The organism is Paraburkholderia sp. BR10141 (assembly GCF_056155635.1).
Genome location: NZ_JBMIQH010000021.1, coordinates 91,043 through 114,905, shown reverse-complemented (window position 1 = coordinate 114,905; position 23,863 = coordinate 91,043). Strand labels below are relative to the sequence as shown.

27 protein-coding genes are annotated in these 23,863 nt (G+C 63.9%); 17 read left to right on the top strand and 10 right to left on the bottom strand.

Annotation, left to right across the window (positions count from 1 at the left end):
- Positions 1 to 14 precede the first annotated feature (14 nt).
- From ACOJB8_RS26440 to ACOJB8_RS26400, 9 genes are read left to right on the top strand one after another with little or no spacing between them, the layout of a single operon-like run.
- Complete coding sequence (locus ACOJB8_RS26440) at positions 15 to 1,739, top strand: GspE/PulE family protein (RefSeq protein WP_368729525.1); 1,725 nt, start codon at positions 15 to 17, stop codon at positions 1,737 to 1,739.
- Positions 1,720 to 2,610, top strand: a complete 891-nt coding sequence (locus ACOJB8_RS26435; protein ID WP_475015086.1) for a hypothetical protein — start codon at positions 1,720 to 1,722, stop codon at positions 2,608 to 2,610. The genes ACOJB8_RS26440 and ACOJB8_RS26435 overlap by 20 nt, the downstream gene beginning before the upstream one ends.
- Positions 2,607 to 3,137, top strand: coding sequence for a hypothetical protein (locus ACOJB8_RS26430; RefSeq protein WP_069267143.1), 531 nt, complete (start codon positions 2,607 to 2,609; stop codon positions 3,135 to 3,137). Before ACOJB8_RS26435 ends, ACOJB8_RS26430 begins: the two co-directional genes overlap by 4 nt.
- A complete protein-coding gene (locus ACOJB8_RS26425) occupies positions 3,134 to 3,700 on the top strand; it encodes a hypothetical protein (RefSeq protein ID WP_368729522.1) in 567 nt (188 codons plus the stop codon). Before ACOJB8_RS26430 ends, ACOJB8_RS26425 begins: the two co-directional genes overlap by 4 nt.
- Positions 3,697 to 4,302: a hypothetical protein gene (locus ACOJB8_RS26420; protein WP_475015083.1), complete on the top strand. Its 606-nt coding sequence runs from the start codon at positions 3,697 to 3,699 to the stop codon at positions 4,300 to 4,302. The genes ACOJB8_RS26425 and ACOJB8_RS26420 overlap by 4 nt, the downstream gene beginning before the upstream one ends.
- Positions 4,303 to 6,546: a secretin N-terminal domain-containing protein gene (locus tag ACOJB8_RS26415; RefSeq protein WP_475015081.1), complete on the top strand. Its 2,244-nt coding sequence runs from the start codon at positions 4,303 to 4,305 to the stop codon at positions 6,544 to 6,546.
- Positions 6,547 to 6,570: 24 nt separating this feature from the next.
- On the top strand, positions 6,571 to 7,098 hold the full coding sequence (locus ACOJB8_RS26410) for a type II secretion system protein (protein WP_069267139.1): 528 nt from the start codon (positions 6,571 to 6,573) through the stop codon (positions 7,096 to 7,098).
- A 9-nt stretch (positions 7,099 to 7,107) separates the two neighbouring features.
- A complete protein-coding gene (locus tag ACOJB8_RS26405) occupies positions 7,108 to 7,497 on the top strand; it encodes a type IV pilin protein (protein ID WP_069267138.1) in 390 nt (129 codons plus the stop codon).
- Positions 7,494 to 8,132: a type II secretion system protein gene (locus ACOJB8_RS26400; RefSeq protein WP_475015079.1), complete on the top strand. Its 639-nt coding sequence runs from the start codon at positions 7,494 to 7,496 to the stop codon at positions 8,130 to 8,132. The genes ACOJB8_RS26405 and ACOJB8_RS26400 overlap by 4 nt, the downstream gene beginning before the upstream one ends.
- Positions 8,133 to 8,229: 97 nt before the next feature.
- Here ACOJB8_RS26400 and ACOJB8_RS26395 read toward each other — a convergent pair whose 3' ends face one another.
- Positions 8,230 to 9,072, bottom strand: a complete 843-nt coding sequence (locus tag ACOJB8_RS26395; RefSeq protein ID WP_475015077.1) for an alpha/beta fold hydrolase — start codon at positions 9,070 to 9,072, stop codon at positions 8,230 to 8,232.
- Between the two features lie 79 nt (positions 9,073 to 9,151).
- Between ACOJB8_RS26395 and ACOJB8_RS26390 the strand changes: the two genes are divergently transcribed.
- The gene (locus ACOJB8_RS26390; RefSeq protein ID WP_368729519.1) at positions 9,152 to 9,580 is read left to right on the top strand and encodes a winged helix-turn-helix transcriptional regulator; all 429 of its coding nucleotides are present in this window, start codon (positions 9,152 to 9,154) and stop codon (positions 9,578 to 9,580) included.
- 19 nt (positions 9,581 to 9,599) lie between these two features.
- On the opposite strand, the gene ACOJB8_RS26385 is transcribed toward ACOJB8_RS26390, so the two are convergent.
- Positions 9,600 to 10,466, bottom strand: coding sequence for a LysR family transcriptional regulator (locus tag ACOJB8_RS26385; protein WP_475015075.1), 867 nt, complete (start codon positions 10,464 to 10,466; stop codon positions 9,600 to 9,602).
- Between the two features lie 167 nt (positions 10,467 to 10,633).
- Between ACOJB8_RS26385 and ACOJB8_RS26380 the strand changes: the two genes are divergently transcribed.
- Entirely contained in the window at positions 10,634 to 11,194 is a 561-nt protein-coding gene (locus ACOJB8_RS26380) for an NIPSNAP family protein (protein ID WP_475015073.1), read from the top strand.
- A 51-nt stretch (positions 11,195 to 11,245) separates the two neighbouring features.
- On the opposite strand, the gene ACOJB8_RS26375 is transcribed toward ACOJB8_RS26380, so the two are convergent.
- The 3 genes from ACOJB8_RS26375 to ACOJB8_RS26365 form a co-directional block, all read right to left on the bottom strand.
- The gene (locus tag ACOJB8_RS26375; protein ID WP_475015071.1) at positions 11,246 to 12,523 is read right to left on the bottom strand and encodes an SUMF1/EgtB/PvdO family nonheme iron enzyme; all 1,278 of its coding nucleotides are present in this window, start codon (positions 12,521 to 12,523) and stop codon (positions 11,246 to 11,248) included.
- A gap of 134 nt (positions 12,524 to 12,657) precedes the next feature.
- Complete coding sequence (locus ACOJB8_RS26370; RefSeq protein ID WP_083245469.1) at positions 12,658 to 13,410, bottom strand: helix-turn-helix domain-containing protein; 753 nt, start codon at positions 13,408 to 13,410, stop codon at positions 12,658 to 12,660.
- 185 nt (positions 13,411 to 13,595) lie between these two features.
- Positions 13,596 to 14,057 (bottom strand): universal stress protein, encoded by a 462-nt coding sequence (locus ACOJB8_RS26365; protein ID WP_069267133.1) that lies wholly within the window; start codon positions 14,055 to 14,057, stop codon positions 13,596 to 13,598.
- Between the two features lie 335 nt (positions 14,058 to 14,392).
- On the opposite strand from ACOJB8_RS26365, the gene ACOJB8_RS26360 reads away from it, so the two are divergent.
- The gene (locus tag ACOJB8_RS26360; RefSeq protein WP_342946637.1) at positions 14,393 to 15,955 is read left to right on the top strand and encodes an MFS transporter; all 1,563 of its coding nucleotides are present in this window, start codon (positions 14,393 to 14,395) and stop codon (positions 15,953 to 15,955) included.
- 137 nt (positions 15,956 to 16,092) lie between these two features.
- Here the strand turns inward: ACOJB8_RS26360 and ACOJB8_RS26355 are convergent, their stop codons facing one another.
- Entirely contained in the window at positions 16,093 to 16,683 is a 591-nt protein-coding gene (locus tag ACOJB8_RS26355) for an acyl-homoserine-lactone synthase (RefSeq protein WP_069267131.1), read from the bottom strand.
- A 168-nt stretch (positions 16,684 to 16,851) separates the two neighbouring features.
- On the opposite strand from ACOJB8_RS26355, the gene ACOJB8_RS26350 reads away from it, so the two are divergent.
- A complete protein-coding gene (locus tag ACOJB8_RS26350) occupies positions 16,852 to 17,166 on the top strand; it encodes a helix-turn-helix domain-containing protein (RefSeq protein WP_035514098.1) in 315 nt (104 codons plus the stop codon).
- Here the strand turns inward: ACOJB8_RS26350 and ACOJB8_RS26345 are convergent.
- Both ACOJB8_RS26345 and ACOJB8_RS26340 read right to left on the bottom strand, forming a co-directional pair.
- Positions 17,150 to 17,854, bottom strand: coding sequence for a helix-turn-helix transcriptional regulator (locus ACOJB8_RS26345; RefSeq protein ID WP_028206371.1), 705 nt, complete (start codon positions 17,852 to 17,854; stop codon positions 17,150 to 17,152). The two genes, ACOJB8_RS26350 and ACOJB8_RS26345, sit on opposite strands and share 17 nt — an antisense overlap.
- Before the next feature lie 462 nt (positions 17,855 to 18,316).
- Positions 18,317 to 18,775, bottom strand: a complete 459-nt coding sequence (locus tag ACOJB8_RS26340; protein ID WP_083245468.1) for a DUF3005 domain-containing protein — start codon at positions 18,773 to 18,775, stop codon at positions 18,317 to 18,319.
- 307 nt (positions 18,776 to 19,082) lie between these two features.
- Here ACOJB8_RS26340 and ACOJB8_RS26335 point away from each other — a divergent pair, with 307 nt between their 5' ends.
- Positions 19,083 to 19,316, top strand: a complete 234-nt coding sequence (locus ACOJB8_RS26335) for a hypothetical protein (protein ID WP_069267130.1) — start codon at positions 19,083 to 19,085, stop codon at positions 19,314 to 19,316.
- Between the two features lie 125 nt (positions 19,317 to 19,441).
- Complete coding sequence (gene epsC / locus ACOJB8_RS26330; RefSeq protein WP_254355650.1) at positions 19,442 to 20,371, top strand: serine O-acetyltransferase EpsC; 930 nt, start codon at positions 19,442 to 19,444, stop codon at positions 20,369 to 20,371.
- A gap of 47 nt (positions 20,372 to 20,418) precedes the next feature.
- Here epsC and folE read toward each other — a convergent pair whose 3' ends face one another.
- Both folE and ACOJB8_RS26320 read right to left on the bottom strand, forming a co-directional pair.
- Entirely contained in the window at positions 20,419 to 21,111 is a 693-nt protein-coding gene (gene folE / locus ACOJB8_RS26325; RefSeq protein ID WP_342946275.1) for a GTP cyclohydrolase I FolE, read from the bottom strand.
- Between the two features lie 90 nt (positions 21,112 to 21,201).
- Entirely contained in the window at positions 21,202 to 22,125 is a 924-nt protein-coding gene (locus ACOJB8_RS26320) for a LysR family transcriptional regulator (protein WP_342946274.1), read from the bottom strand.
- Positions 22,126 to 22,436: 311 nt separating this feature from the next.
- Between ACOJB8_RS26320 and ACOJB8_RS26315 the strand changes: the two genes are divergently transcribed.
- A complete protein-coding gene (locus tag ACOJB8_RS26315) occupies positions 22,437 to 23,144 on the top strand; it encodes a 3-oxoacid CoA-transferase subunit A (RefSeq protein ID WP_028206365.1) in 708 nt (235 codons plus the stop codon).
- Between the two features lie 17 nt (positions 23,145 to 23,161).
- Positions 23,162 to 23,821 (top strand): 3-oxoacid CoA-transferase subunit B, encoded by a 660-nt coding sequence (locus tag ACOJB8_RS26310; protein WP_042260188.1) that lies wholly within the window; start codon positions 23,162 to 23,164, stop codon positions 23,819 to 23,821.
- Positions 23,822 to 23,863 lie beyond the last annotated feature (42 nt).

Sequence of the window (23,863 nt, the reverse complement as noted above, 5' to 3'; positions counted from 1 at the left end):
AATTGGGGAAGCACGTGGATACCGTCATCGCCCAGCCGGATGGCCCACAAGCCGAAGCGCGCGCCGATCTGCGCGACGCACTGAGAGCGCTCGGCGAGCGGCATGGTTCCGGCATTCGCGCGCTCGAGGAGCTGATGGCGCAAACCGCGCTCAGCGCGGACGAACTGCGCGTGCAACTGGCCGCGCTGTTCCGCATGAAGTCGATCGGCATGCGTGAGCTGAATCAGCTCGAGCCGGATTTCGAAGTGATTTCGTTCGTCGAAGCGACGACTCGCCTCTGCGTGTGCTTCCGCGATCGCGACACCACTCGCGGGCTGCTGTTCGCGATTGCCGATCCGCTCGATGCGCGCACGCGCGGCTGGGTCGAGCATCGGATGCGCTCGCAGCCGGGCGTCCCGTATAGCTGGGCGCTCGCGAGCGCGGGAGACATCAATGCGTATCTGACCGTGCGCGAAAAGGACGTGCGCGCGATGGATTCTCTCGCGTTCGACGATCCGATCCAGAAGACGGTCGATCCGGCCTCACTGGCGTTGACGCTGCAGGGCATCAGCAGCGACGACAGTCCTGTGGTCAGGCTGCTCAACTCGACGATCTACGACGCGCTCAAGATGATGGCGAGCGACATTCACCTCGAATGCCGCGCCAATGGGCTGATGATCAAGTGCCGCGTGGATGGCGTGCTCGCCGTGGTCGGCCGTGCCGAGGGACGCGACGTCGCGGACCAGGTGCTCTCGCGCGTGAAGGTGATCTCCGAGCTCGATATCGCCGAGCGCCGTGTGCCGCAGGACGGCCGTTTCAAGGCGCAGTACGCGGGGCGTGAAATCGACTTCCGCGTGTCGATCATGCCGAATCAGTTCGGCGAGGATGCGGTGCTGCGGATTCTCGACCGCTATCAGCTTTCGCAATCGGCGGGCGGTCTGACGCTCGAGGCACTCGGTTTTCAGGAGGCCGATACGCGCTTCATGCGCAAGCTCGCGTCGATGCCGTACGGCATGCTGCTCGTCACGGGTCCGACCGGCAGCGGCAAGACGACGACGCTCTACGCGATCCTCACGGAAATCAACAACGGCCTCGAGAAGATCGTGACGATCGAGGATCCGGTCGAATACCAGCTGGGCGAAATCCTGCAAATTCCGGTCAACGAGGCGAAAGGGCTCACGTTCGCCCGCGGGCTGCGCTCGATTCTTCGCCATGACCCGGACAAGATCATGGTCGGGGAAATCCGCGATCCGGAAACAGCGCAGATCGCCGTGCAGGCGGCATTGACCGGGCACCAGGTATTCACGACCGTCCACGCGAACAACGTGTTCGACGTGATCGGCCGTTTCACCAACATGGAGGTCGATCCCTACAGCTTCGTCTCCGCGCTCAATGGCGTGGTGGCGCAGCGCCTGTTGCGGCAATGCTGCCCGGACTGCGTGACCGAAGACAGGGTGGACACGGAAACGCTCATCCGCTCGGGCATCGACCCGGACGCTGCGGGCAGCTACCTCTTTCGCCGCGGCGCCGGCTGTGGCACATGCCGAGGCAGCGGCTATCGGGGACGGCGAGCGATCGCGGAGGCACTGCGCATGAACGACGAGTTGCGGCAACTGCTGTCGGAGCGGGCACCGCTCGGTCAAATCAAGGCTGCGGCGATGCGCTACGGCATGCAGACACTGCGCGTCGCCGCGATCGATCTGGTGAAGCGCGGCGAAACGACTCTCGAGGAGATCAATCGTGTCACGATGGTCGAATAGTCCGGTTGCGATCGGAGTCGGCACACGCGAGATCGTCGTCGGGGTACGCGCGCCCGGACTTCTGCGGCCGCGCAAGCACCTGCCGCCTGCGGAGCCGGCCAGCTTCACGATTCCCGATGACCAGTACGGCACAGAGGCGGGTCTGCTCGACGCGCTGCGCGCGGCGCTCGCCGCCACGCCCGGCGCGGATGCCGCCGATGCGGATGGTCAGGCGCCCCGCGCAACGAAGGCACCGACGCGCAATGCACACGTGGTACTGGACGACTTCTGGGGCATCCACGCGATATTGCGCGGCGACTTTCGCACGCTGCGGGCGCGCGAGCTCGAAGAGGTCTCGCTGGCCCATTTCACCGACACCTATGGGGTCGACGGCGCCACGCTGCTGGTGCGCTTCTGCGTGCAGCAGGGCGGACGTGCGCTATTTGCGAGCGCCATGTCGCGCGCGCTTCATGACGGCATTCATGAGGCCGGCGCGTCCGGACATCTGCGAATTGCGCGCCTGAAACTGGGCCTGCCTGAAATGCTCAATTGCATCGACGTTGCAGCGGGCGGCGACGCACTGCTGATGTTCGTTGCGGACGAACTGATGCAGGCCGTGATGATCGAGCGGCGCGGCTGGGCCGCCTACGATGCGCAGCGCCTGTTTCCCGGCGATGCGGACAATGCGTCACGGCTTGCCGAACTGGCCGAGCAACTGTTCGAACGCTCGGCGACGCGAGCGGGCCTCAAGCGAGAGGACTGCACGATCTATCTGTTCGGCAACGACACCGACCCGGCGCCGTTCGAAGCGCGTTTTGCGGCCGCGGTTCGGCCGGCACAGCCGGCGACGGACAACTCGCCCGCGCGCCGGCTCATGGAGTATGCGCAATGATCCAGGTCCTCGATATCGACTTCGGCAGACGGCGTGCGCGCACCGGGACGAGCGGCCTGATCCTGCTGTGTGTCGCCGTTCTGCTGCTGCTCGGATGCGGCGCGCGGCTTTGGCGTGCCTATGCCGAGAGCGATCGCGTGCAGGCGCAGCTCGACGCCGTGCGCCATCGAACGTTCGCGCAAAGGCACGCGGTGAAGCCGCCGCCTACGCTGGCTGCGAGGCTCGCGGAAAAGCAGAGCCTGTCGATACTGCGAGAACTGACCGTACCGTGGCAGGACCTCTTTTCGATCGTGGAAGATTATCCGGACCATGACGTCGCGCTGATCGGCATCGACCAGAACCCGGCGCAGAGCCAGATTCGTATCACCGCCGAAGCGAAGAATGTCGACGCGATGATTGCGTATCTGAAGTATCTGCAGACGAGCGTGTTGCTGCGCGAAGCGGTACTCAACGACCATCTGGTGGAGAACAACGTGCCGGGCAAGCCGGTTCGTTTCCAGATCACCGCCGTCTGGAGGAAGTCATGAATGCGGCTCCGTTGCGCGACCGGCTACTGACACTGCGATTTGAGCTGCGGCGTCTGTTCGGCCTGCCTGGATTGATCGGCGTCCTGATGATTGGCGCGGCGGTACTCATGTGCGCCGAGATTGCCAGCGTGGAAGCCGATACGAAGGAGATGCAGGCCCCGGCCCATGTCGTCGAGGCGGCCCAGACGCGTCATGCAATCGGCAAGCACGATGCGCAGGTCGATGCGGTCGCGCTCGAGGCGTTGCCCGAACTGTTTCCGCGCTTTTCGCAGAGTGCGGATGATATCGCGTCCATCTTCGAACAGGCGCGCGGCAGCAAACTGACGCTAGGGTCTGCCGAGTATCAGGTGAGCACGGACGCGGGCGCGCGCTTCACACGCTACCAGGTGATGCTGCCCGTCAAGGATCAGTACAGCGCAATCCGGCATTTTCTCGCGTTGGTGCTCAACAACGTGCCGAATGCAGCGCTGCGGGAAATCCATGTCGAACGTCCCGCGGTGGACGGCAATATTCTCGATGCGCGGGTGCGCTTCGAACTGATTTACCGGAGCGCCCAGCCATGAAACCCGCTCTGCCCATGCGTGTGCTGTTGGTGTTTTGCGCAATCGCGGCCGCCGGGGCAGGGTATCGCGTGCTGGTCGCGGCGCGCCAGATGCCGGCGCAGGTCGTTGCGCTCGACAGCCAGCGTCGCATCGATATGCATGCGAGGCTGGATGCCAGGCGTCATACGCATGCCACCGAGGCGGCCGCGAAGGCAGCGGCGACTGCGACTGCGTCTGCGGCGCAGGCGTCGGCGTCGGCGTCGTCGGCGGCCCGTGCGAAGCTCGTCTCGTTGCGCGCGCCGCTTTCGCTCGAATCGGCCCACGATCCCTTCACGGCGTCATCGTGGCTTCCGCCGCCGCCCGTCGAAGTGCCGGCCGCGCCGGTGCGGCCCGCGCCGCCCACTGCGCCGCCCGTGCCTTTCGCCTACGTGGGGCAACTCGATGCCAAGGCGGCGAAGCCGCAAGTCTTTCTCAGCAACGCAGACCAGTTGCTGATCGTGTCGCCGGGCGACGTGATCGACAACCAGTACCGCGTCGAGTCCGTGTCGGAGTCGGACGTCGTGTTGACCTATCTGCCGCTGCACGAAAGACAGGTGGTCGCCATTCCACGAGAGGACAAGTAAATGAAAACCTCACGCACACGGGGTGCGGGCCGCGACTCAGGCAGCGGCCCAGCAAGACGCCTCTCGCCAGTCATCTGGCACCCTGTTCCTCGCCCGGACGCGATTCAGGTCGCGAGAAGACGAGCGCTTGCCATTGCGGTGTCCGTGCTCGCCTTTAGCGGCTGCATGCACGTGCCGAACGTGCATGACGATCCGACCGACGCCCAGGCGAAGGTCGACTATCTGAACCAGCGCAACGCCCAGGTCAACACGCTGCTCGACCAGGCCGATCAGTACCGCAAGAACTATCAGTACGACGAATCGATCCGCAATCTCTTCCAGGCGTACGACATCGACCCGACCAATGAGCGTATCCGCAAGATCGGCCTGCAGATCGATCAGGACCGCAAGGACCTGGCCATCCTCCAGGAGGCCCAACGCATGATGAAGCGCGGCGCGTATGCGCAGGCGGCCGAGCGGGTGCACCGCGTGCTGGTGGAGAACCCGACCAACACCCTTGCGCAGCAGATGCAGACTGAACTCAACGCCAAACTCAGCCAGCAGCGCGCGGATCGCGATGACAAGCTTGCGGCTTCGTCGATCATGCAGAAGCCCGTGACGCTGCAGTTTCGCGACGCGAACGTGCGCATGGTGTTCGAAGCGTTGTCGCGCACCACTGGATTGAACGTGATCTTCGACCGTGACGTCCGCGCCGATCTGAAGACAACGATCTTCGTGACGAACGCGTCGGTGCAGGACACGGTCGACATGATTCTGATGCAGAACCAGCTCGACAAGAAGCAACTCAACGCGAACACGCTGTTCATTTATCCCGCCACGCCTGCCAAGCAGCTCGAATATCAGGAGCTCAAGGTTCGCACGTTCCAGTTGTCGAACGTCGACGCCAAGCAGATCCAGCAGTTGCTCAAGAGCATTCTGAAGGTCAAGGAAGTCGTGATCGACGAGCGTGCGAATACGGTGACGGTTCGCGGCACACCCGACACGATCAAGGTGGCCGAGGAGATGATCGCCGCGCAGGATTTGCCGGACCCCGAGGTGATGATGGAAGTCGAGGTGCTGGAAGTGTCGCACGAGCGCCTCACCGATCTGGGTATCGACTGGCCCAATTCGTTCACGATGTCGACGCCGAGCACCGCGACGACATGGGGCTTGCTGCATCATCTGACGATCAATGAACTGAATGTCAGCAGCCTCTCGGCCACGGCGAACTTCAAGCTCACCGATACTGACGCGAATCTCCTCGCGAGCCCGCGTATCAGGACGCGCAACAACGAGAAGGCGCGCATCATGATCGGCGACAAGGTGCCGGTGATTTCGAGTTCCAGCACGCCGAGCACGAGCGGCCCGTCCTATACGCAAATGATTCAGTACCTCGATGTCGGCATCAAGCTCGAGGTGCAGCCACGGGTTTATCGCGACGGCGACGTCGGCATGCAGCTGAATCTCGAAGTCAGCAACATCACGAATACGATTTCGAGCAGCAATTCGAACGGCTTGAATTCGCTCGCTTATCAGATCGGCACGCGCAGCGCCTCGACGAGTCTGCGCTTGCGCGATGGCGAAACGCAGATTCTCGGCGGCCTCATCTCGGACGAAGACCGCAGGAACGCCAACAAGGTGCCCGGTCTTGGCCAGTTGCCGGTGCTGGGGAGGCTGTTCTCCAACCACCAGGGCGACCACGTCAAGACGGAGATCGTGTTGCAGATCACACCGCACATCGTCCGGCCGCAGCTTGCCGCCGATGCGGATACGCAGGAGTTGTGGTCGGGCACCGATGTCAACGTGCACGCCGATCAGCTCCGGCTGGACCCCGTCGTGGCGAACGCGGCAACGTCCATGGCGCCTGCGGTGAAGCCGATGCCGGGCATGGTCGGCGGCGGTACGGTTGGAGGCGCGTCGTCGCGAGGCGGCGCCGAGGCGTACCCCGCGCTGCCGTCGCCTTCGAACGGCGCGTTCGGGCAAATGGCCCCGCCGCCGCGCACGACGCCGCCCCCCGAACCGTACGGCGGACGCTTCTCGCGAACACCCACGCCGCAAGCGGCTCCCGCGCCGCAGTCCGGCCAGGGCGCGGCGCCGGCATCGGCCGAACCAACGGCCGCGGAGCAGGCGGGTGGCGAAGCTGCGGCCGCCGCGGCGCCACCGCCCGCAGCGCCTGCGCCCCCCGCACCGCCGCCGATGCTGACGATGCCGCCTGGGACGATGCCGAGCGATAACCCGCTTCGCCCCGTCGAGGGTGGGTACTGAGCCGTGGCTACCGGAACGGCCACGATGCGCCTGCGCGCCGCACGCCAGTTCGAGCAGCGTGGATTTACGCTGATCGAACTGGTCGTCACGCTCGCGCTCGTCGGCATTCTCGCGCTAGCAATCATGCCGTTTTCGGAGCTGATGGTGCAGCGTCAGAAGGAGCAGCAGCTAAGCGACGCATTGCGCGAGATCCGTACCGCGCTCGACGCCTACAAGGAGGCGAGCGATACCGGTCTCATCGACAAGGACGCCGAAGCATCCGGCTATCCGCCGACGTTGAGCGTGCTCGTGACGGGTGTGAAGAACGCCAGGGATCCGAAAGGCGGGCTGCTGATGTTCCTGCGTCACGTGCCGCGCGATCCTTTCTTTAGCGGCGACCCGGACACGCTTGCCGAGGATACATGGAGCGTGCGGTCTTATGGAGAGCCGCCGGATCAGGCAGCGGGCGGCGATCCGGGCATGAGCAGCGAACAGGCTGGCAAGGATGTGTTCGACGTGTCGTCGAAATCCGATCGCGTCGGCATTAACGGCGTCCCGTACAAACAATGGTGACGATGCATCATGAAACCCGCTCGCACTCACAAGGCCCGTGGCTTCACGCTGATCGAACTCGTCGTCGTAATGGCCATCATCGGGCTGCTTCTGACAATCGCGGTGCCGCGCTACATGCACAGCATCGAACGCGGCAAGGAGCAGGTCAGGCAGCAGAACGTCGCGGTGATGCGCAATGCGATCGATCAGTACTACGGAGACAACGGCCAGTATCCCGAGACGCTCGACGAACTGGTGGCGAAGCATTACTTGCGCGCCGTTCCTGTCGATCCGGTCAATGGCGACGAAAAATGGGCGGTAATCGCTTCGCCGGACGAAAACAAGCCGGGCGTCTACGACGTGGCGCCGGCGAGTGCTCCTCAGGGAGCGCCACCGCGCGCAGAAGGGAGCGCCAAATGATCCGCGCGGCCTGCACGGCACGTGTCGCCTCGCGCGCAAGAGCGCGGGTGAGGCGACGCTCGCGGCCGCGTGCCGCGCGTGAGGGCGGGCTGGTGCTGCTGACGCTCCTGATCGCGCTGATGCTGATGTCGATTGCCTTGGCGGGGGCGCTCGACGTGTGGTCGCTGCAACGCCGCCGCGAGCAGGAGAAGCAACTGCTGTTCGCCGGCAACCAGTACCGGCTCGCGATTCTGAGGTACTACCGCGTCGGCCGGGCTTATCCCGCATCGGTCGACGAACTGCTCGACGACCGACGATTTCCCAAGCCCTTGCATCATCTGCGCTTTGCCTATCCGGATCCGGTCACGGGCAAGAACGACTGGGTGCCCATGCTGCAGGGCGATCGCTTCTACGGGGTGTTCAGCCGCTCAGACGAGGCCACGATCAAGCGCGCCGGATTTCCGCGGCAGTACGAGGATTTCGAGGGGGCGCAGACCTACGACGGGTGGAAGTTCCTGTTTCTGGCCCCGGGCCTGCGAACCACGCAGAGCAATGCCGGCGGCCTTGCCGCGCCCAGTAAATCGACCGGCTTTCCTGCGCTTTCTGGCTTCGATGGCGGCTTCCTGCCGGGGCAGCGGGTGCCCGGGTCAAGGTAAACCGATCTTGCTCGCCATCGTGTCGCGACGGCGCTCATCCCGATAACCGGGATCACGCCGAAGCGGTGTGCCCCTGGCGAAAACCAATGGCGACCGGCTAAAGCGAATCGATCCATGAAGCCACGGCGGCGTTCACGTCATCGGGGCGGTCCTGCATGATCCAGTGACCCGCATTGGACCATGCTTGCACTTTCGATTTTGGGTGCGAGAACCACGGCCGCATCCTGTCGGCCTGGACTGGGTCGACACACAGGTGATAGAAGGGAACCTGCAAGCCCGCGCAGAATCGCGCGCTCGCGTCTCCAATGCCTGTCTGATCGTCGCCGAAGAACAAAGGGGCGAAGGATTCCCGTATGACGTGCAGCGGCATGGCTTGCAGCCGGCTCGCGTGCCGACGCTTGTGAGCCGGATCGGTCGCGGGCCCGTAGACGTGCTCGAACAACGCGGCGACGACCGCGCGAGGATCGCCTGTGTTCAATTCACGCGCAGTTTTCTCGAAGACCTCAGCGGCCTCGCTTGAAAATCCGAGAGCCCCGTCAACGGAGACGACGGCGCTGACCAGATCGGGCCGGCGTGCCGCGAGACGGGCTGCGACCTGGCCGCCCATCGAATGTCCCACGACGATGAAGCTCTCGTTCGGGTAGCGCGTCGCAATCAGCGCCTCGATGTCGGCTACATAGTCCTTCGGCGAATACGCGCCGGACGGCGGGACCTCGGACGCGCCGTGTCCGCGCAGGTCGACGGCGACGACGTGATACCTGCTCGCGAAGACGGGTAATTGCGCACTCCAATCCTGCGAATCGCAGGTCCAGCCGTGCAAGAACATCACGTTCTTCCCAGTGCCGCGATCTGATACAGAAAGTCGTGCTATGGATACGTCCGTTGGAGTGGCGAAATCGGCTACGTCGAGTAATGTTGAACTGCCCGGATCTGCTTCCATTCTGTATTCTCCGTGGTGATCGAGCGAAGCCATTCAGACTCAGGGCCCGAAGCAATTTGCGTGATAGTCATGGTATACGTTGGAGATCTACGGTCAACGCACCACGAAGTGCGTAGATATACAGGAGGATATCTGTATGGCTTGCGAGGTTGACGCCGTATTCTTTGCGGACTGTGCCGCGCGTTCGTTTTTCGATCAGGTGGCCAACAAGTGGTCGGTGATGATTCTTACGCTGCTCACGGAGAAGCCGACACGGTTCAATGAAATCAAGCGGCGCCTGGAAGGCATCACACACAAGGCGCTCACGCAGGCCCTGAGGCGTCTCGAGCGCAATGGTCTGATTGCGCGCGAAGTGATCAATGCTTCGCCGGTGGCGGTCGAATATTCGATTACCGAATTGGGGCGCACGCTGCAAGTTCCGTTCGGCGCCGTATATGATTGGTCGATCAAGCATCTGGACGAAATCGAGCAGGCTCAGAATGCCTACGACAGAAGGGAAGGTCAGTGACGTCGATTCGGCAGGAGGTTCAGGAATCTGCAAAATGCGGTTCGCGGCTAACACATTCCACCAGAAACGCCATCACGGCCTTGACGGCCGGCGTGCGACGGAGGTCGGGATAGGTCACGAGCCAAAGCGGTGTTTCCGGCGGCGCTGTTTTTTCGTCGACCCTGACCAGTGCCGTGTCGCCATCGCCGATCATCGTCGGCAGGAGCGCGACGCCGACACCGTTTCGAGCCGCCGCCTGCTGGCCGATCACATCGCCTGTTTCGAATACGATGGGCCGCCCTTCGAGATAGGCGCGCAGCCAGCGTTGATGACTCACATGGTCCAGTGATGCGTCATTGGCGATGAACTCCCATTGTGCCGCGGAGCGCGTGGCGTAATCATGGCTGGCATACAAGCCGAAGCGGATCGCCCCGATCCGCCGCGTGACCAGACTGGCCTCCCTGGGCTCGACCATCCGGATGGCAATGTCGGCGACACCGCGATCCAGTGGCGCGATGCCGGCGGCGCCTTCCATGACGATCTTCACCGTTGGGTTGGCTTCGCGGAACCCGCGCATGTGCAGTGCGATGCAATGGCTGCCGAGAGTGGGCGGCACGCTGATGCGTATCTTCCCGGACAACGAGGCGGAAGCACGCAACGCATAAGCCTCGATCGCCAGCGCGCCTTCGGTCATCGGCGCGGCCAGCGCGGCGATGGCCTTGCCGTCCTCGGTCAGGCGAACGCTGCGAGGCAACCGATAAACGAGCTTCAACCCGAGTGCCGCTTCCAGCGACGCGACACGCCGGCCGATGGTCGCGTGTTCGACCGACAGCGCGCCCGCGGCACCGGAAAGCGTTCCCACGCGCGCGAGCACGACAAAATAGCGTAGATCCTGCCAGTCGAACATGGCGATTTTCCGACAGAGTGTGTGAGAAAAGAGGGAATTCTCTTCCGGATGGGACCAGTCTAATCTCGTTCGTCAAGGACGTCCGAAGGGGCGTTCATGGACTCAGGAGATTCGCTATGCATTACGAACTAACTACGCTGTCGTCCCACATTCTGATGCTCCCCCATGTGATCGCGAATGCGCAGACGTGGCTCGATCGTCCGGTGGCCACGGGGCGCAGGCTCGGGATCTGGACCTCGGAAAACGGCCGGCTCGGAAGCGTGCGCGTTCTGCGCGGCTTCGCCGATGCGGAAGAACTGGCGCGCGAACGCCACCGCGAGTTGCACCATCCCGATCCGTTCGGGGCCGCCAGCAGTGCCTGTATATTCGAGAGCGAGAGCTACGCCGGTTTTCCGTTTCTCCCGGCCGTTGAGCCGGGAGTCTTCGGCAAGTACTACGAGTTCCGCACCTATTGGCTCAAGCCAGGCGGACTGACGCCGACCATCGAGGCTTGGGAGGCGGCGATGCCCGAGCGCTCAAAACGGTCGCCGCTGACGCTCAACATGTATGCGCTCGATGGCGCGCCGCGCATCACGCATATCTGGCCCTGGAACAGCCTCGATGAGCGCATCGCGATTCGCGCAAAATCGTATGCCGACGGCATCTGGCCGCCGAAGGGCGGGCCGGAGCAATTTTACGAAGCGACTTCCACGATCTGGATTCCAACTGTCGACTCGCCGCTTCGTTGACTGCGTCCGGTAGCTTGCCGATCGCGTTCTGCCGCGTGTTCGATTGGCGAATCAGTTGCGCACGCAACGAAAACCCGCATACACATACTGATAACGCGGCTGAAACCAGTTGCGGAACGTCGGCCGCAACATGCACTGGGCCGTGCGCGGCGAGCCGCCTTTCATTGTGTAGTGCTGACCGTCGAAGAAGTTTGCCGAATACCCTTCATAGAACGGGAACGCCTTGAAGCCCGGCAGCGGACCGAAGAGCGTGGAGGTCCATTCCCAGCCATTGCCGTACAGGCCTTCCACGCCCCACGTGCTGGCGCTGTCCGGCGTGGTGTCGACGGCCACCGGGTTCCAGTCGCGGAAATCGAAGTTGTCGCTGCGACCGGGCAGCGCGCCGTGCGCCGCGCGCTGCCACTGTGCCTCGCTTGGCAGCGCCATGCCGCGCCAGCGCGCAAAGGCGCTGGCTTCGGCGTGGCTCACATACACGGGCCACGCAAGCGGCAATGCGATGTCTTCGAACATCGTGCGCAGCGTCCAGCCTTCGGCGCCGCGCGACCAGAACACGGGGTGCGCCACGCGTGCGCTTTCCTTCCAGGCCCAGTCTTTGTCGTTCCAGAGTTCGCGCGTGTCGTAGCCGCCGTCGTCGATGAATTCGAGAAATGCGCCGTTCGTCACCATGTAGCGGTCGATCTCGAAGGCCGGCACGTCGACCTGCTGCTCGCCGAACTCGTTGTCCCAGCCGAACAGGCCGCGCTCGGCGGTCATGCCGAGTTCGGTGCGGCCCGCGGGCACCTGCACCGTTCCGGCCTTGACCGTACGGAGCGGGTCGGTGCGCGCGCCCGTAGCGGCGGGCGCCTGCTTTTGCTCGAACGGCAGCTGGTGGAGCATGTAGGCGAGCGTTTCGACGTGCATGAGTCGATGTTCGATTGCGACGTTCAGCAACTGGCCTGGCGTGTCGTGATTCGAGGCATCGGGCGGCAGGTCGAGCGTCGAGAGCTGCGCGTCGATGCGGTTGCGTGCATCGCGTCCGTAGGCCAGGACTTCGGCGAGGTCGGGCCAATCGGCGCGCACGTCGGTCGGCAGGCCGCCATCGACAGGATCGATGCCGAACGCGAACAGCTGGTCGAGGCGCGCATCGACGGAGGGCAGGTCGAACAGGCGCTTGTCGAAGAGGTTACGGTCAAATGCTTCCAGATGGCCGATATAGAAGACGATACGGTGCCGCTCCCGAATGGGCCGCTCGTACAGAAACTCGGGCTTGACGACGTTGAAGAGCGCGTCGCTGGCGCTGCGCGCCGCTTCGAGACGGGCTGCGAGCGTGGGGGATTGCGGGAGATGCATTTCGGCGATTCTCCTTGCGTGGGCGTAGTACGAAACTTTAACCCTGCGCAGGAGTTGTGCCAACGGCGTTGCCGCGCCAACGAGGGGCGGCGCGGGCGCCCCGGGCTGGCCAGCCGCCCGGGGTTTGCCGCGAATTACAGATGCCGCAGACCTTCGATATCGATGATACGGATCAGCTTGCCCTGTGCGTCGATCAGGCCGCGCTTTTGAAATCTCGACAGGGTGCGGCTCACGGTTTCGAGCGTCATGCCGAGATAGCTTCCCATGTCCTCGCGGGTCATGCGCAGGTTGAACTCCGCATGCGAATAGCCGCGCTGGCCGTTGCGTTCGGAAACGTCCAGCAGGAACGCGGCGACGCGTTCGTCGGCGGAGAGCGAGCCGAGCACCATCATTTGCGACGATTCGCGAATGAGCTGCTCGCTCATGAGGCGGTGCAGCCGGTCTTGCATGGCGCCGGTTTCGCGGCACAAATGCTTGAGGGCCGAGTAGGGGATGAGGCAGACCGAGCTGTCTTCGAGCGCCACGGCGCTGCAGGTGTGGAAGCCGGTGCTGATGCCGTCGAGGCCGAGCGGGTCGCCGGCCAGACGCAGGCCGGTGACCTGCTCGCGGCCGTCGCGGTGTGCCATGACCGTTTTGAGCGAGCCGGAGCGCGCGACATAGAGGGTGTCGAATGCGTCGCCGGCGCGATACAGGGCTTCGCCGCGCCGCACGCTGCGCGCGGAGCAGATCAAGGCTTCGAGCTTTGGCAGGTCGTCGAGCGTGAGGCCCTGGGGCATGCACAGGTGCCGCATGGCGCAAACCGAACAGCGCGTTGACGTGCGCGGCGCCGTTAGCGGCGCGCGATTGCTGCGGCGCACGGTGGTTTGAGAAGCGACGGTATGGTTCATCGTGGACAATGCTCCTTTGATTTCTGTCCAGGCATTGTCTACCGGGGTCGAATCTCAGATTAGTGGCAAAGCGACGCGCATTTAAGATGAATCGTTTTGAGGCTTGTCAGAAGCCGCTCGCGCGGCGTCTGACGGCGCGCAAGCGACTTTTCGATAACACGCAAAACCGCGTGCGCTCGACGCGACTACTCGCCGGCATTTCCGGCGGCCGAGGGGATGAGCAGGACAGGCAGCGTGGATTGCCGCACGCAGCGTTCGGCAACGCTGCCGAGGATGAGGCGCTGGAAGCCCCGGCGGCCGTGCGTGCCCATCACGATCAGGTCGGCGCCCGCGGTCTTCGCGGCGCTGAGCACGAGCGTCGGCACGTCGTCGAGCGAGGACGCTTCGCCCGTGACCATGGCGCCTTGCACGCCAAGCTCGCCCATCGCCTTGTCCATTTCTTCCGCGAGTTCGTTGCCCTGCGCAATCATCTGGTTGCGCAGGATCGACGGGTCGTAGCCGGGCGCGTCGAAATACATCGGCGTGTTCTCGATCACGTAGTACGGCTGCAGGGTCGCGCCCATCGCCTTCGCCAGGTCGAGCGCGGCTTCGAAGGCGCGGCGCGACGTGGCGCTGCCGTCGACGGCGACAAGGATGCGTTTGTACATAAGACCTCCTCTTTGAGTGGGATCGAGAATCGCGCGGCCTCGGGCGAAGCTGTGAGGAGGCGGGCGCGGCGTGTTGTGTCGTAACTGGCGAGAAGCTTAATGGATCGCAAGTAAAAACGCAGTCGGACTGTATGAAATGTGGAAGGTACTGGAAGGAAGATCAAGTGCCTTGCGTCGGAATACCGCAGCGCCGCCAGGTTTTCGTTTGCTATGCCGTTATGTTGCACGCGCACCGGCATCCCGCTATTGTTGCCTCTTTTTCGCTCCGCGCAGTCTCTTCCCCTCCCGTGAAACCTTCCTCCGCTAACCTGCCGTTTCGCGACGCGCTGCTGGCCATGCTCGGCATCGGCCTCGTCAACATGCTCGTCGCACTCGATCAAACCGTCGTCAGCACCGCTTTGCCCTCGATCGTCGCCGAACTGCACGGTTTCGAGTTCTACGCGTGGATCGCGAGCGCCTACCTGCTGGCCTCGGTCGTGACGGTGCCCGTGTTCGGCCGGCTCGGCGACTACTTTGGCCGCAAGCGCTTCGTGATCGCCGCGGTGATCGTATTTACGGTGGCCTCCGTGCTGTGCGGGCTCGCGACCGACATGCGTTTTCTGGCGGCGGCGCGTGCGCTGCAAGGCGTTGGAGGCGGGATGATGGTGGGCACGGCGTTCGCCTCGATTCCCGATCTCTTTCCCGACCCGCGCGCCCGGGTGCGCTGGCAGGTCGTGATGGCGGCCGCCTACGGCATCGGCACGGCAGCGGGGCCTTCACTGGGCGGCTGGCTCAGCGAGCACTTTGGCTGGCGCTCGACCTTTCTCGTCAATCTGCCGGTCGGCGCGCTGGCGCTCTATTTCATCTGGGCGCATCTGCCGCGCTATCAGCCGGCGCGTACCGGCGAGGTGCGCATCGACTGGACGGGCGCCGCGCTCGTCGCGCTGGTGCTGGGCGGTTTCCAGACCCTGATCGAGGCGGTGCCCAAAAGCGGCCTGACGCCCGGCAACGGCGCGCTCGCGCTGGCGGTCCTCGCCGGCGCGGCGGCGCTGCTGGCCTGCGAGCGCCGCGCGACGCACCCGATCATCCCGCTCGACCTGTTTCGCGACCCGCAGCTCGTCACCCTGTTTACACTCTCGACGCTTTCGGGCTTCGTGATGTTCTCGCTGATCTTTTTCGCGCCGCTCCTGCTACAGGGCGGCTTCGGGCTGTCGCCCCAGGAGGCGGGCCTGCTCGCCACGCCGATCGCCGCCTGTATCGCGCTAGGCAGCCTGATCAACACGCGCATCGTGATCCGGCTGCGCAAGCCCACGACCATTCTCACGGCCGGCTTCAGCCTGCTGGTCGCGGCTTCCGCCGGTCTTGCCTTCGCGTCCCGCCACACGGCGCACCTCTGGCTCGAACTGGCGATGTCGGCGGTGGGCATCGGGCTCGGCTTCATCCTGAACAACCTGAATATCTTCGGCCAGGAGATCGCCGGGCGGGAGCGTTTCGGCATCACGACTGCCTTGTTGCAATCCACGCGCATGGTGGGCGGCATGCTCGGCACCAGCGTCGTCGCGACCATCGTCAACCATCGCTATGCGGCCGGGGTGGGGGACGCGCTGGCGGTGATCGGCGCGCCGCTGCAGCAGCGCTGGCAACCCCAGCTCGCCGATCCACGCGTGCTGATCGACCCGTCGCTGCGCGAGGGTCTCGTCGCGCAGATGAAGGCGGCGGGGCTCGACGGCGCGGCGCTGATCGATGCGGTGCGCCACGTACTGGTAGATGCGATCCATCTGGGGATCGGCCTGACGGGCTGCGCGGCGCTCGCGGCGGCCCTGTGCGTGGGTCGGATTTCCCACATCCGCTTCCGCCGCAGCGCGTCGGCGGCGCAGAAAAGCGCGGAGGCGCGCGCCGACGAGGTCAAGGCCGATTAGGGCGCGCAGCGTTCGGGTGTAGGCCGCCGGCGCAGGTTTCGGTAATATTTGTCTGACAAAAACAACAATATGCCTGGCTGAGCGAGAAAGGCCGCGGCGCCCAGCCAGTGCGTATTTGTACCTGCGCGGCGTCGCCCTCAGGCGGCGTGGGCCATTGCCCCGAATAGCGCGTGGTGCGTTTGCTCGCTCATCGCGATTTCGAGCGCGACGGCGTTCTCCACGCCGATGCGCATCGGCGCGCCAAGCCGCGTCAGCTCGATGCCCGTGCGGCGCAGCAGGCGCTCCATCGGCGTCGTGGTCACCGTCACATAGCTGTTGATGCCCGCCCGGTCGGCGAACGAGACGACCGCGCGCATTGCGCTCATGGTCACGTCGGCGAAGCCGAACGCCTGGTCGTTGCCGGATTCGATGGCGAAGCGGCTCAGTTCCCAGATGTTGCGCGACGTAGGCGCAGCTTTGCCCTGCAGCAGTTGCGGGAACGTGTCGCGCAGCATGTTGGGGCCTTCGGTGGGCATCAGGCGCCAGCAGCCGCGCACGTGGCCCGCGCCGTCCTGGATCAGCATGTAATGAGGCCCGAGCGCGTCGTAGCCGTCGATTTCCATCCCCGCGATGGTGGGAATGTCCCAGCCGAGGCGGTCGCGGAACACGCGCGCGCGCAGCCGGTACATCTCGTTGATGTCCTCGTTGTCGAAGTCCTGTCTCAGTCCGATCCGTATCGCAGCTTGCATGACAACTCTCCCGATTTGTGTGGAGGCGCGGCAGTACGGTTCGAAAGCTATGCGTTATGAATATAAAAAAACACCTATCTAGATAGGTAGGTGCGCAGATAGGGCCTCTTAAGGAGAATCACTTCCGCGGCAGTCACTCATCAGGCATATCTGACAGCGAGAGTCATCATGGAACTTATGGGCAATCAATGGCACTCGGGTGCGAATACCATGTCGTCCCCGGGGGATCTGTCCTCGGTCGTCGACCGCGTCCTGATCATTGCGTATCGGAAGAAGAAGAAAGAGAGCCAGCGCCGCTTCTGGGCGCGCTTCGGCGTGACGCAGTCGCGCGGCAGCCGGTTCGAGTCGGGCGCGGAGATTCCGCCGCCGGTGTCGATCCTGCTCGGGCTGTATTTCAACAAGACGATTTCGGACGGCGACCTTGGCCGTGCCGAGCGCGTGCTGCGCGGCGAAGCACCGATGGTGCTTAGCCCGGGTCAATAAGACCCATCTGGGTTGCAATCACGGCTGCCGCTCGCCGTGAGTTCACGCCGAACTTCCCGCGAATGTTCTTCATGTGGAAGTTCACGACGGCCTCAGAGCAATTCAGGATGTGAGAAATTTCCCAAGTGGACTTGCCTAGTGCAGTCCACTTGAGGCATTCCTTTTCCCGTGGCGTGAGCTTGGGAATCAGCGACTGGACATGGTCGTTCAGATGCCGCTGGCTCGTGTCCAGCACGAGGTCGCGCAGCAGGACGAGATTCGGCAAGGCGCGGTTCACGTCGTCCCAGAATTTGTCCGTGGGATTCGCGTCGTTGACGAAGCAGAGCATGCCGATTTCCTGGCGCGGGCCATGGATCGGCAGGGTGATGCCTGCGCGCAGCCCGTACGAGCGGGCCTCCTCGTACATCGATTGTTGCTGTTCGGTCGCGAACAGCTCCGGCGACCAGATGAGCGGCGCCGAGCGCGTTGTGCAGTGCGACACGGTCGGGTCGAAGTAGGCCATCCCGTGGTCGTTGTACGTCTGCCGCCAGGCGGCCGAGTAGTTCGTGCGGATGAACGCATCCTCGAGCCTCATGCCCGGGCGCGGCAAGATAGCCAGCATGAGCTGGCTGAATCCCCACGAGCTGGCGAGCTTCGCCACCGCGTCGAACCACGCTGCCTCTTCGGGCGCGTCGAGTACGGGCGACATCTGCTCAATAAAATGTAGAGGCACGTTCAACACTCTCCATCAGCGCTGGGCGAGATCGCGGGGCAAGCCCTCAGACACTCGCTCCTCGCTTCTTATGATGTAAGAATTTATCACTAAATTCCTATCCGATCCCACCTCGTCTGCAATCCTCCCGCTTTGCCGGGGTCATTTCTGTCAGATTTCGGTGACATCGGAGAGAATTCTGCGTCTCCTGAACAAGCGCACGGGCCTGCACGAAAAAAGTGCATTGCGGAGCCGAAATAAAGCCGGACGCCATTTCGAAGGCAAAAGCGCGCAGCTCGCCGGGATAATGCCGGCGATTTATCGGCTTTCATTATTTTTCAGGCTTTTCATTGCGAGTTTTAACTGCACTCGACTGGATACTGTCTGTATCCGCCATTGCTGCGATTTCGCCTGGATAATCGCAAACGATTCGCCGCATGGTGAGCGGCGAACCGTTGTTCAGGGCTTGCGCTGCAACTCGATCACGCGGGTCGGCCGCAGGTGGTTCAGCGCGAAGTGCAGCCGTCCAGGGCTGCGGCGCACGCCCTCTTCGCGCGCGGCGTTGCGCTGCCACTCGGCGTCTTCGGGCTCTTCGGGTGCGCTCATGCCGAGGTCGACGACCTCGTAGCCGGACTCCAGCGCGATAGGCAGCCGGTGCACGCCCTTGCGGCTGTCGAAACCCGCCAGCCCGTCATCCGCTTCGGCCACGCTGTTGACGAGCGTCGCATTGCTGGTCGTCACTTCGTCGGGGCCGATGCAGCCTTCGCCCGCCAGGCGTGCCGCCTCGCGGTTCTTGCCGTCCGTGTCGACCGAACTGTCGTGTGTGCGGTCGTTATGGAGTTCGGCGCTGCGCGGCCGCGACGGCGACGCGCTCACATCTCCCGCATTCGGTTTCTGCATGTCGTCGGGACGATTCATGATGCTTCCTCCTTGGAAGATCTGGGTGCCTGCGTTCAGCAGGCCATTCCGCAAGCGCCGTTCCGCTGCAGCGCCGCGCCCTTGAATCGGGGTGAAAAGCAAGCCGGTTCGCCAGGAGAACGCCTCCAGCGATGTTGCATTTTTTTCGTTGGTTTGGGCTTTTTCCCAGGAGTATGATCCTCTTTCAACGAGTTGGCGCGCTTTCGATTAATGGGCCGGGCGAGGGCTCATGCTGTGGCTTTGCCGCACGATCCTGAATGCACGCGCCAAATAAAATGGACGAGGCAGTCAGGGGCGGGTGACACACATGCACTTCGACGCTGCATTTACGCATCGTGGCTATTTGCTGAATTGCGCACCGGCGCGTGCCGGTGACGGCACGTATCAGCCGTATGTGGTGATTTCGCGCTCGAGCGACGGCGAACTCGTTGCCAACCGATTTTTCCCTGCCGAATTGCGCTTTTCCGATGAAGGGGCCGCCATCGCTCATGCGCGCGACTGGGCCGTGCGCTGGATCGACGCGAGCACGGTCACGCTGTGAAGGCGCGCGCCTCGCGTGCGTGGATCGGCGCCGAGGGCGCTTCGGCGAACTCCGGCAAAACGCGGTAATCTCTGGGGTCGATACACTCACTCCTGCGGAGACTCTGCGTCTGCTGCCGCATCACCATGTCCAAAGCTGCTTCCCCCGACTGGGGTCTCGAACAGATCGTCGCCGATCTGCGTGCGTCGCGTGAAGAGCGGCACCGCACGCGCCATCCGCTCGGCATCCGCGAACTGCCGTCACGCGATGCGGTCGTCAACATCGTGGCGGGCCTGCGCGCCGCGCTCTTTCCCACGCATTACGGCGCGCCCGATCTGACCGACGAGAGCATCGATTACTACGTCGGCCATACACTCGACAGCACGTTGCGGCTGCTTGCCGAGCAGATTCGCCGCGCGCTGCGCTTCCTGCCGGAAAGCTCGCAGGCGAGCGACGACGAACTGCGAGCGCGTGCATTCGACGTGGCGCGCGAGTTCGGCCGGCAACTGCCCGATATTCGCGCGCTGCTCGTGAGCGACATTCAGGCGGCGTTCACGGGCGACCCGGCCGCGCAGCACATCACCGAGATCCTGCTGTGCTATCCGGGCGTGTGGGCCATGACGCATCATCGGCTCGCGCATGCGCTGCACCGCCTCGGCGTGCCGCTGCTCGCGCGCTTCATCAACGAGATCGCGCATTCGGCAACGGGCATCGACATTCACCCGGGCGCACAGATCGGTTCGAGCTTCTTCATTGACCACGGCACGGGCGTCGTCATCGGCGAGACGGCGATCATTGGCGAGCGCGTGCGCGTGTATCAGGCCGTGACGCTCGGTGCGAAGAGTTTCGCGGCCGACCTCGACGGTACGCTCGTGAAGGGCAATGCGCGCCATCCGATCGTCGAGGACGACGTGGTGATCTACGCCGGCGCGACGATTCTCGGCCGCGTGACGATCGGGCGCGGCTCGGTAATTGGCGGGAACGTGTGGCTCACGCATAGCGTGCCGCCGGGCAGCAGCGTGCGCCAGGGCAAGATTCGCGAGATCGAGCGAGGCGACGAAGGTCCGCTCAAGTAAGGAGGGGAACGGGACACGCGGTCCCGTTCTTTATCTGTGCGTTGCGATCAGGTATTCGAGACGCTCATTGCGCTCGGATTGCCGACGATCGCGAGAAACTCGCGGCGCGTGGAGGGATCGGTGCGGAACGTGCCGAGCATGCGCGACGTCACCATCGCCACACCCGCCTTGTGCACCCCGCGCGTGGACATGCATTGATGCGCCGCTTCAAGTATCACGCCCACCCCCTTGGGCTGCAGGATTTCATTGAGCGTGTCGGCAATCTGCGCGGTCATCTTCTCCTGGATCTGCAGGCGCTTCGCGAATGCGTCGACGAGACGCGCGAGCTTCGAGATGCCCACCACGCGATGCTCGGGCAAATACGCCACGTGCGCGCGTCCGATGATCGGCACCATATGATGCTCGCAGTAGCTCTCGAAGCGGATGTCCTTCAACACGATCATTTCGTCGTAGCCATCCACCTCCGAGAAGGTGCGCGACAGGATTTCGCGCGGATCGACCTCATAGCCCGCGAAGAATTCCTCATAGGCGCGCACGACGCGGCCCGGCGTATCGAGCAGCCCTTCGCGAGCGGGGTCGTCCCCGGCCCAGCGCAACAGCACGCGCACGGCGTCCTCGGCTTCGGCGCGTGACGGACGCGCGACGGTCGCGCTCGCTGTGTTCTTGCGTTGCTTCGCGCTTTGGGTCGCGCTTTGCTTCGCGAGTTGCTTCGATTTCCCGGCCTTTTTTTCTTCGCTCATGCATGGGCTCCTGTCATGTGGGAGTACGCCGCTTTGGCGTGCACCACGAGCGCCCATTGTTTCATGTTTTGCCGTGCTTGGCGCGAGGGGTCATTTGGGCCATTCGTCCATGGCGTCGTTGAACAGTTCCGCCACGATGCTGCGCAGCCATTCGCCACGCGGCGCATTGTGATACTTGCGATGCCAGTGCTGCTTGAGATCGAAACGCGGCAACTGCAGCGGCGGCTCGACGAGCGTGATCGATGCATGCTCGGACACGTAGGCGAAGCCGATTGCATGCGGCACGGTGGCGATGAGATCGGAGCGCGTGAGAATGAACGGCAGGCTCATGAAGTGAGGCGTTTCGAGCACGGCGCGTCGGCGCATGCGCCTTTTCTCCAGATACTGCTCCAGCACTTCCTGGCTGCGTCCTTCGGCGCGCACGACGGCATGGCCCATGGCAAGGAACTGCTCGATCGTCATGGCCTTGCCCGCGAGCGGATGCCCGCTGCGCATCATGCAGATGAAGCGGTGCGTGAAGAGGCGCTGCTGAAAGAAGTTGTTGCCGCCGAGGTCGGGGAAATAGCCGACCGCGAGATCGATGTCGCCCGATTCGAGACCGCGCTCGACCTGGTTAGGCGGCAGCGACACCGAACGCAGGTTCGCGTTGGGCGCGCGCTCGGAGAATACCTGCAGGAGGCGCGGCAGAAACACGATCTCGCCGACGTCGGAGAGCGCAATGGAGAACGTGTGCGTGCTCGTGACGGGATCGAAGTCCTGCGCCTGCAGCATGCCTTTCTCGATGTGCACCAGCGCGTCGCGCGCGGCGGGAATGAGGGCGAGCGCGCGCGGTGTGGGCTCCATGCCGCGCGAGGTGCGCACGAAGAGCGGATCGCCGAAGAACTCGCGCAGCTTGCCGAGCGCCGTGCTCACGCGCGGCTGGCTCACGCCGAGCCGCTCGGCGGCGCGGCTCACGTTGCGCGTTTCCTCCATGGCCACGAGATAGGGGATGAGATTCAGATCGAGGTCTTGCATGAAGGCGGGCGCGGCGGCGCTGACTATGTCGAAATCGAATAAAGACTAGACGATGAATCGCAATTCCGGATACTGGGGTATGTGCCCACGGGCGCGCGTGGCCTGAAGGGCGGGCGGTGCGTGCGGTCGAGCGCGCATCGGCGTCGACATGAAGTAGATTGCCTGTGTGGGTAGACCCGCCTTGACAAGCGCTTGAATCCACTCCGATAATGCGCTGGACGTTCGCTAAACGAATCAGTGTTCGTATATAGAACTTTTCGCGATCGAGTGACGTGGACCTTCCGCGATGCGCATCGCTTTCAGGAACAGGCATGATCAACAAGATTTTCGACTCGCTTCAAGCCGCCGTGGCCGATGTGCATGACGGCGCCACGGTGATGATCGGCGGCTTCGGCACGGCCGGTATGCCCGCCGAACTGATCGACGCGCTCATCGAGCAGGGCGCGCGCGACCTCACCATCGTCAACAACAACGCAGGCAACGGCGACATCGGCCTGGCCGCGCTGCTCAAGGCGAAGCGTGTGCGCAAGATCATCTGCTCGTTCCCGCGCCAGACCGACTCGTATGTGTTCGACGCGCTCTATCGCGCCGGTGAAATCGAACTCGAACTCGTGCCGCAAGGCAATCTGGCCGAGCGCATCCGCGCCGCCGGCGCCGGCATTGGCGGCTTCTTCACGCCCACGGGCTACGGCACGAAGCTGGCCGAAGGCAAGGAAACGCGCCTGATCGACGGTCGTCACTATGTGCTCGAAGCGCCGCTGCACGCCGACTTCGCGCTCATCAAGGCGTACAAGGGCGATCGCTGGGGCAACCTCGTCTATCGCAAGACGGCGCGCAACTTCGGCCCGATCATGGCAAGCGCGGCGAAGGTCGCCATCGCGCAGGTTTCGGAGGTCGTCGAACTCGGTCAGCTCGATCCGGAAAACATCGTGACGCCCGGCATTTTCGTGCAACGCGTCGTGGCAGTGCCGCAAGCGGCGCATCAAGCGCACGCCGACCAAAGCGGCCAGGCAGCCTGAAGGAACGGAGAGAGGCAATGAAACGACTGAATCGCGACGAAATGGCCAAGCGCGTGGCCGCGGACATTCCCGAAGGCGCGTATGTGAATCTCGGCATCGGCGTTCCGACGCTGGTGGCCAACCACCTCGATCCGAGCAAGGAAATTTTCCTGCACAGCGAGAACGGCCTGCTTGGCATGGGCCCGGCGCCCGCGCCCGGCGAGGAAGACGACGAACTCATCAACGCGGGCAAGCAGCACGTCACGCTGCTCACCGGCGGCGCGTTTTTCCACCACGCCGACTCGTTCGCGATGATGCGCGGCGGCCACCTCGACTACTGCGTGCTCGGCGCGTTCCAGGTGTCGGTGAACGGCGACCTCGCGAACTGGCACACCGGCGCGCCCGACGCGATTCCGGCCGTGGGCGGCGCGATGGACCTCGCACTCGGCGCCAAGCAGGTGTTCGTGATGATGGAACTGCTCACCAAGCAGGGCGAAAGCAAGCTCGTGAGCGAATGCTCGTACCCGGTCACGGGCGTGGGCTGCGTGGGCCGCATCTATACCGACCTCGCCGCGTTCGATGTCACGCCCGAAGGCCTCGCGGTACGCGAGATCTATTCGGACATCGATTTCGACGCGCTGCAGAAGCTCGCCGGCGTGCCGCTGATCGACGCGACGCAAAACCGTCGCGCAGCGTAAGCTGTCTGTAGACGTGCGCATCGTTCGCACGTGAGTGGCGCG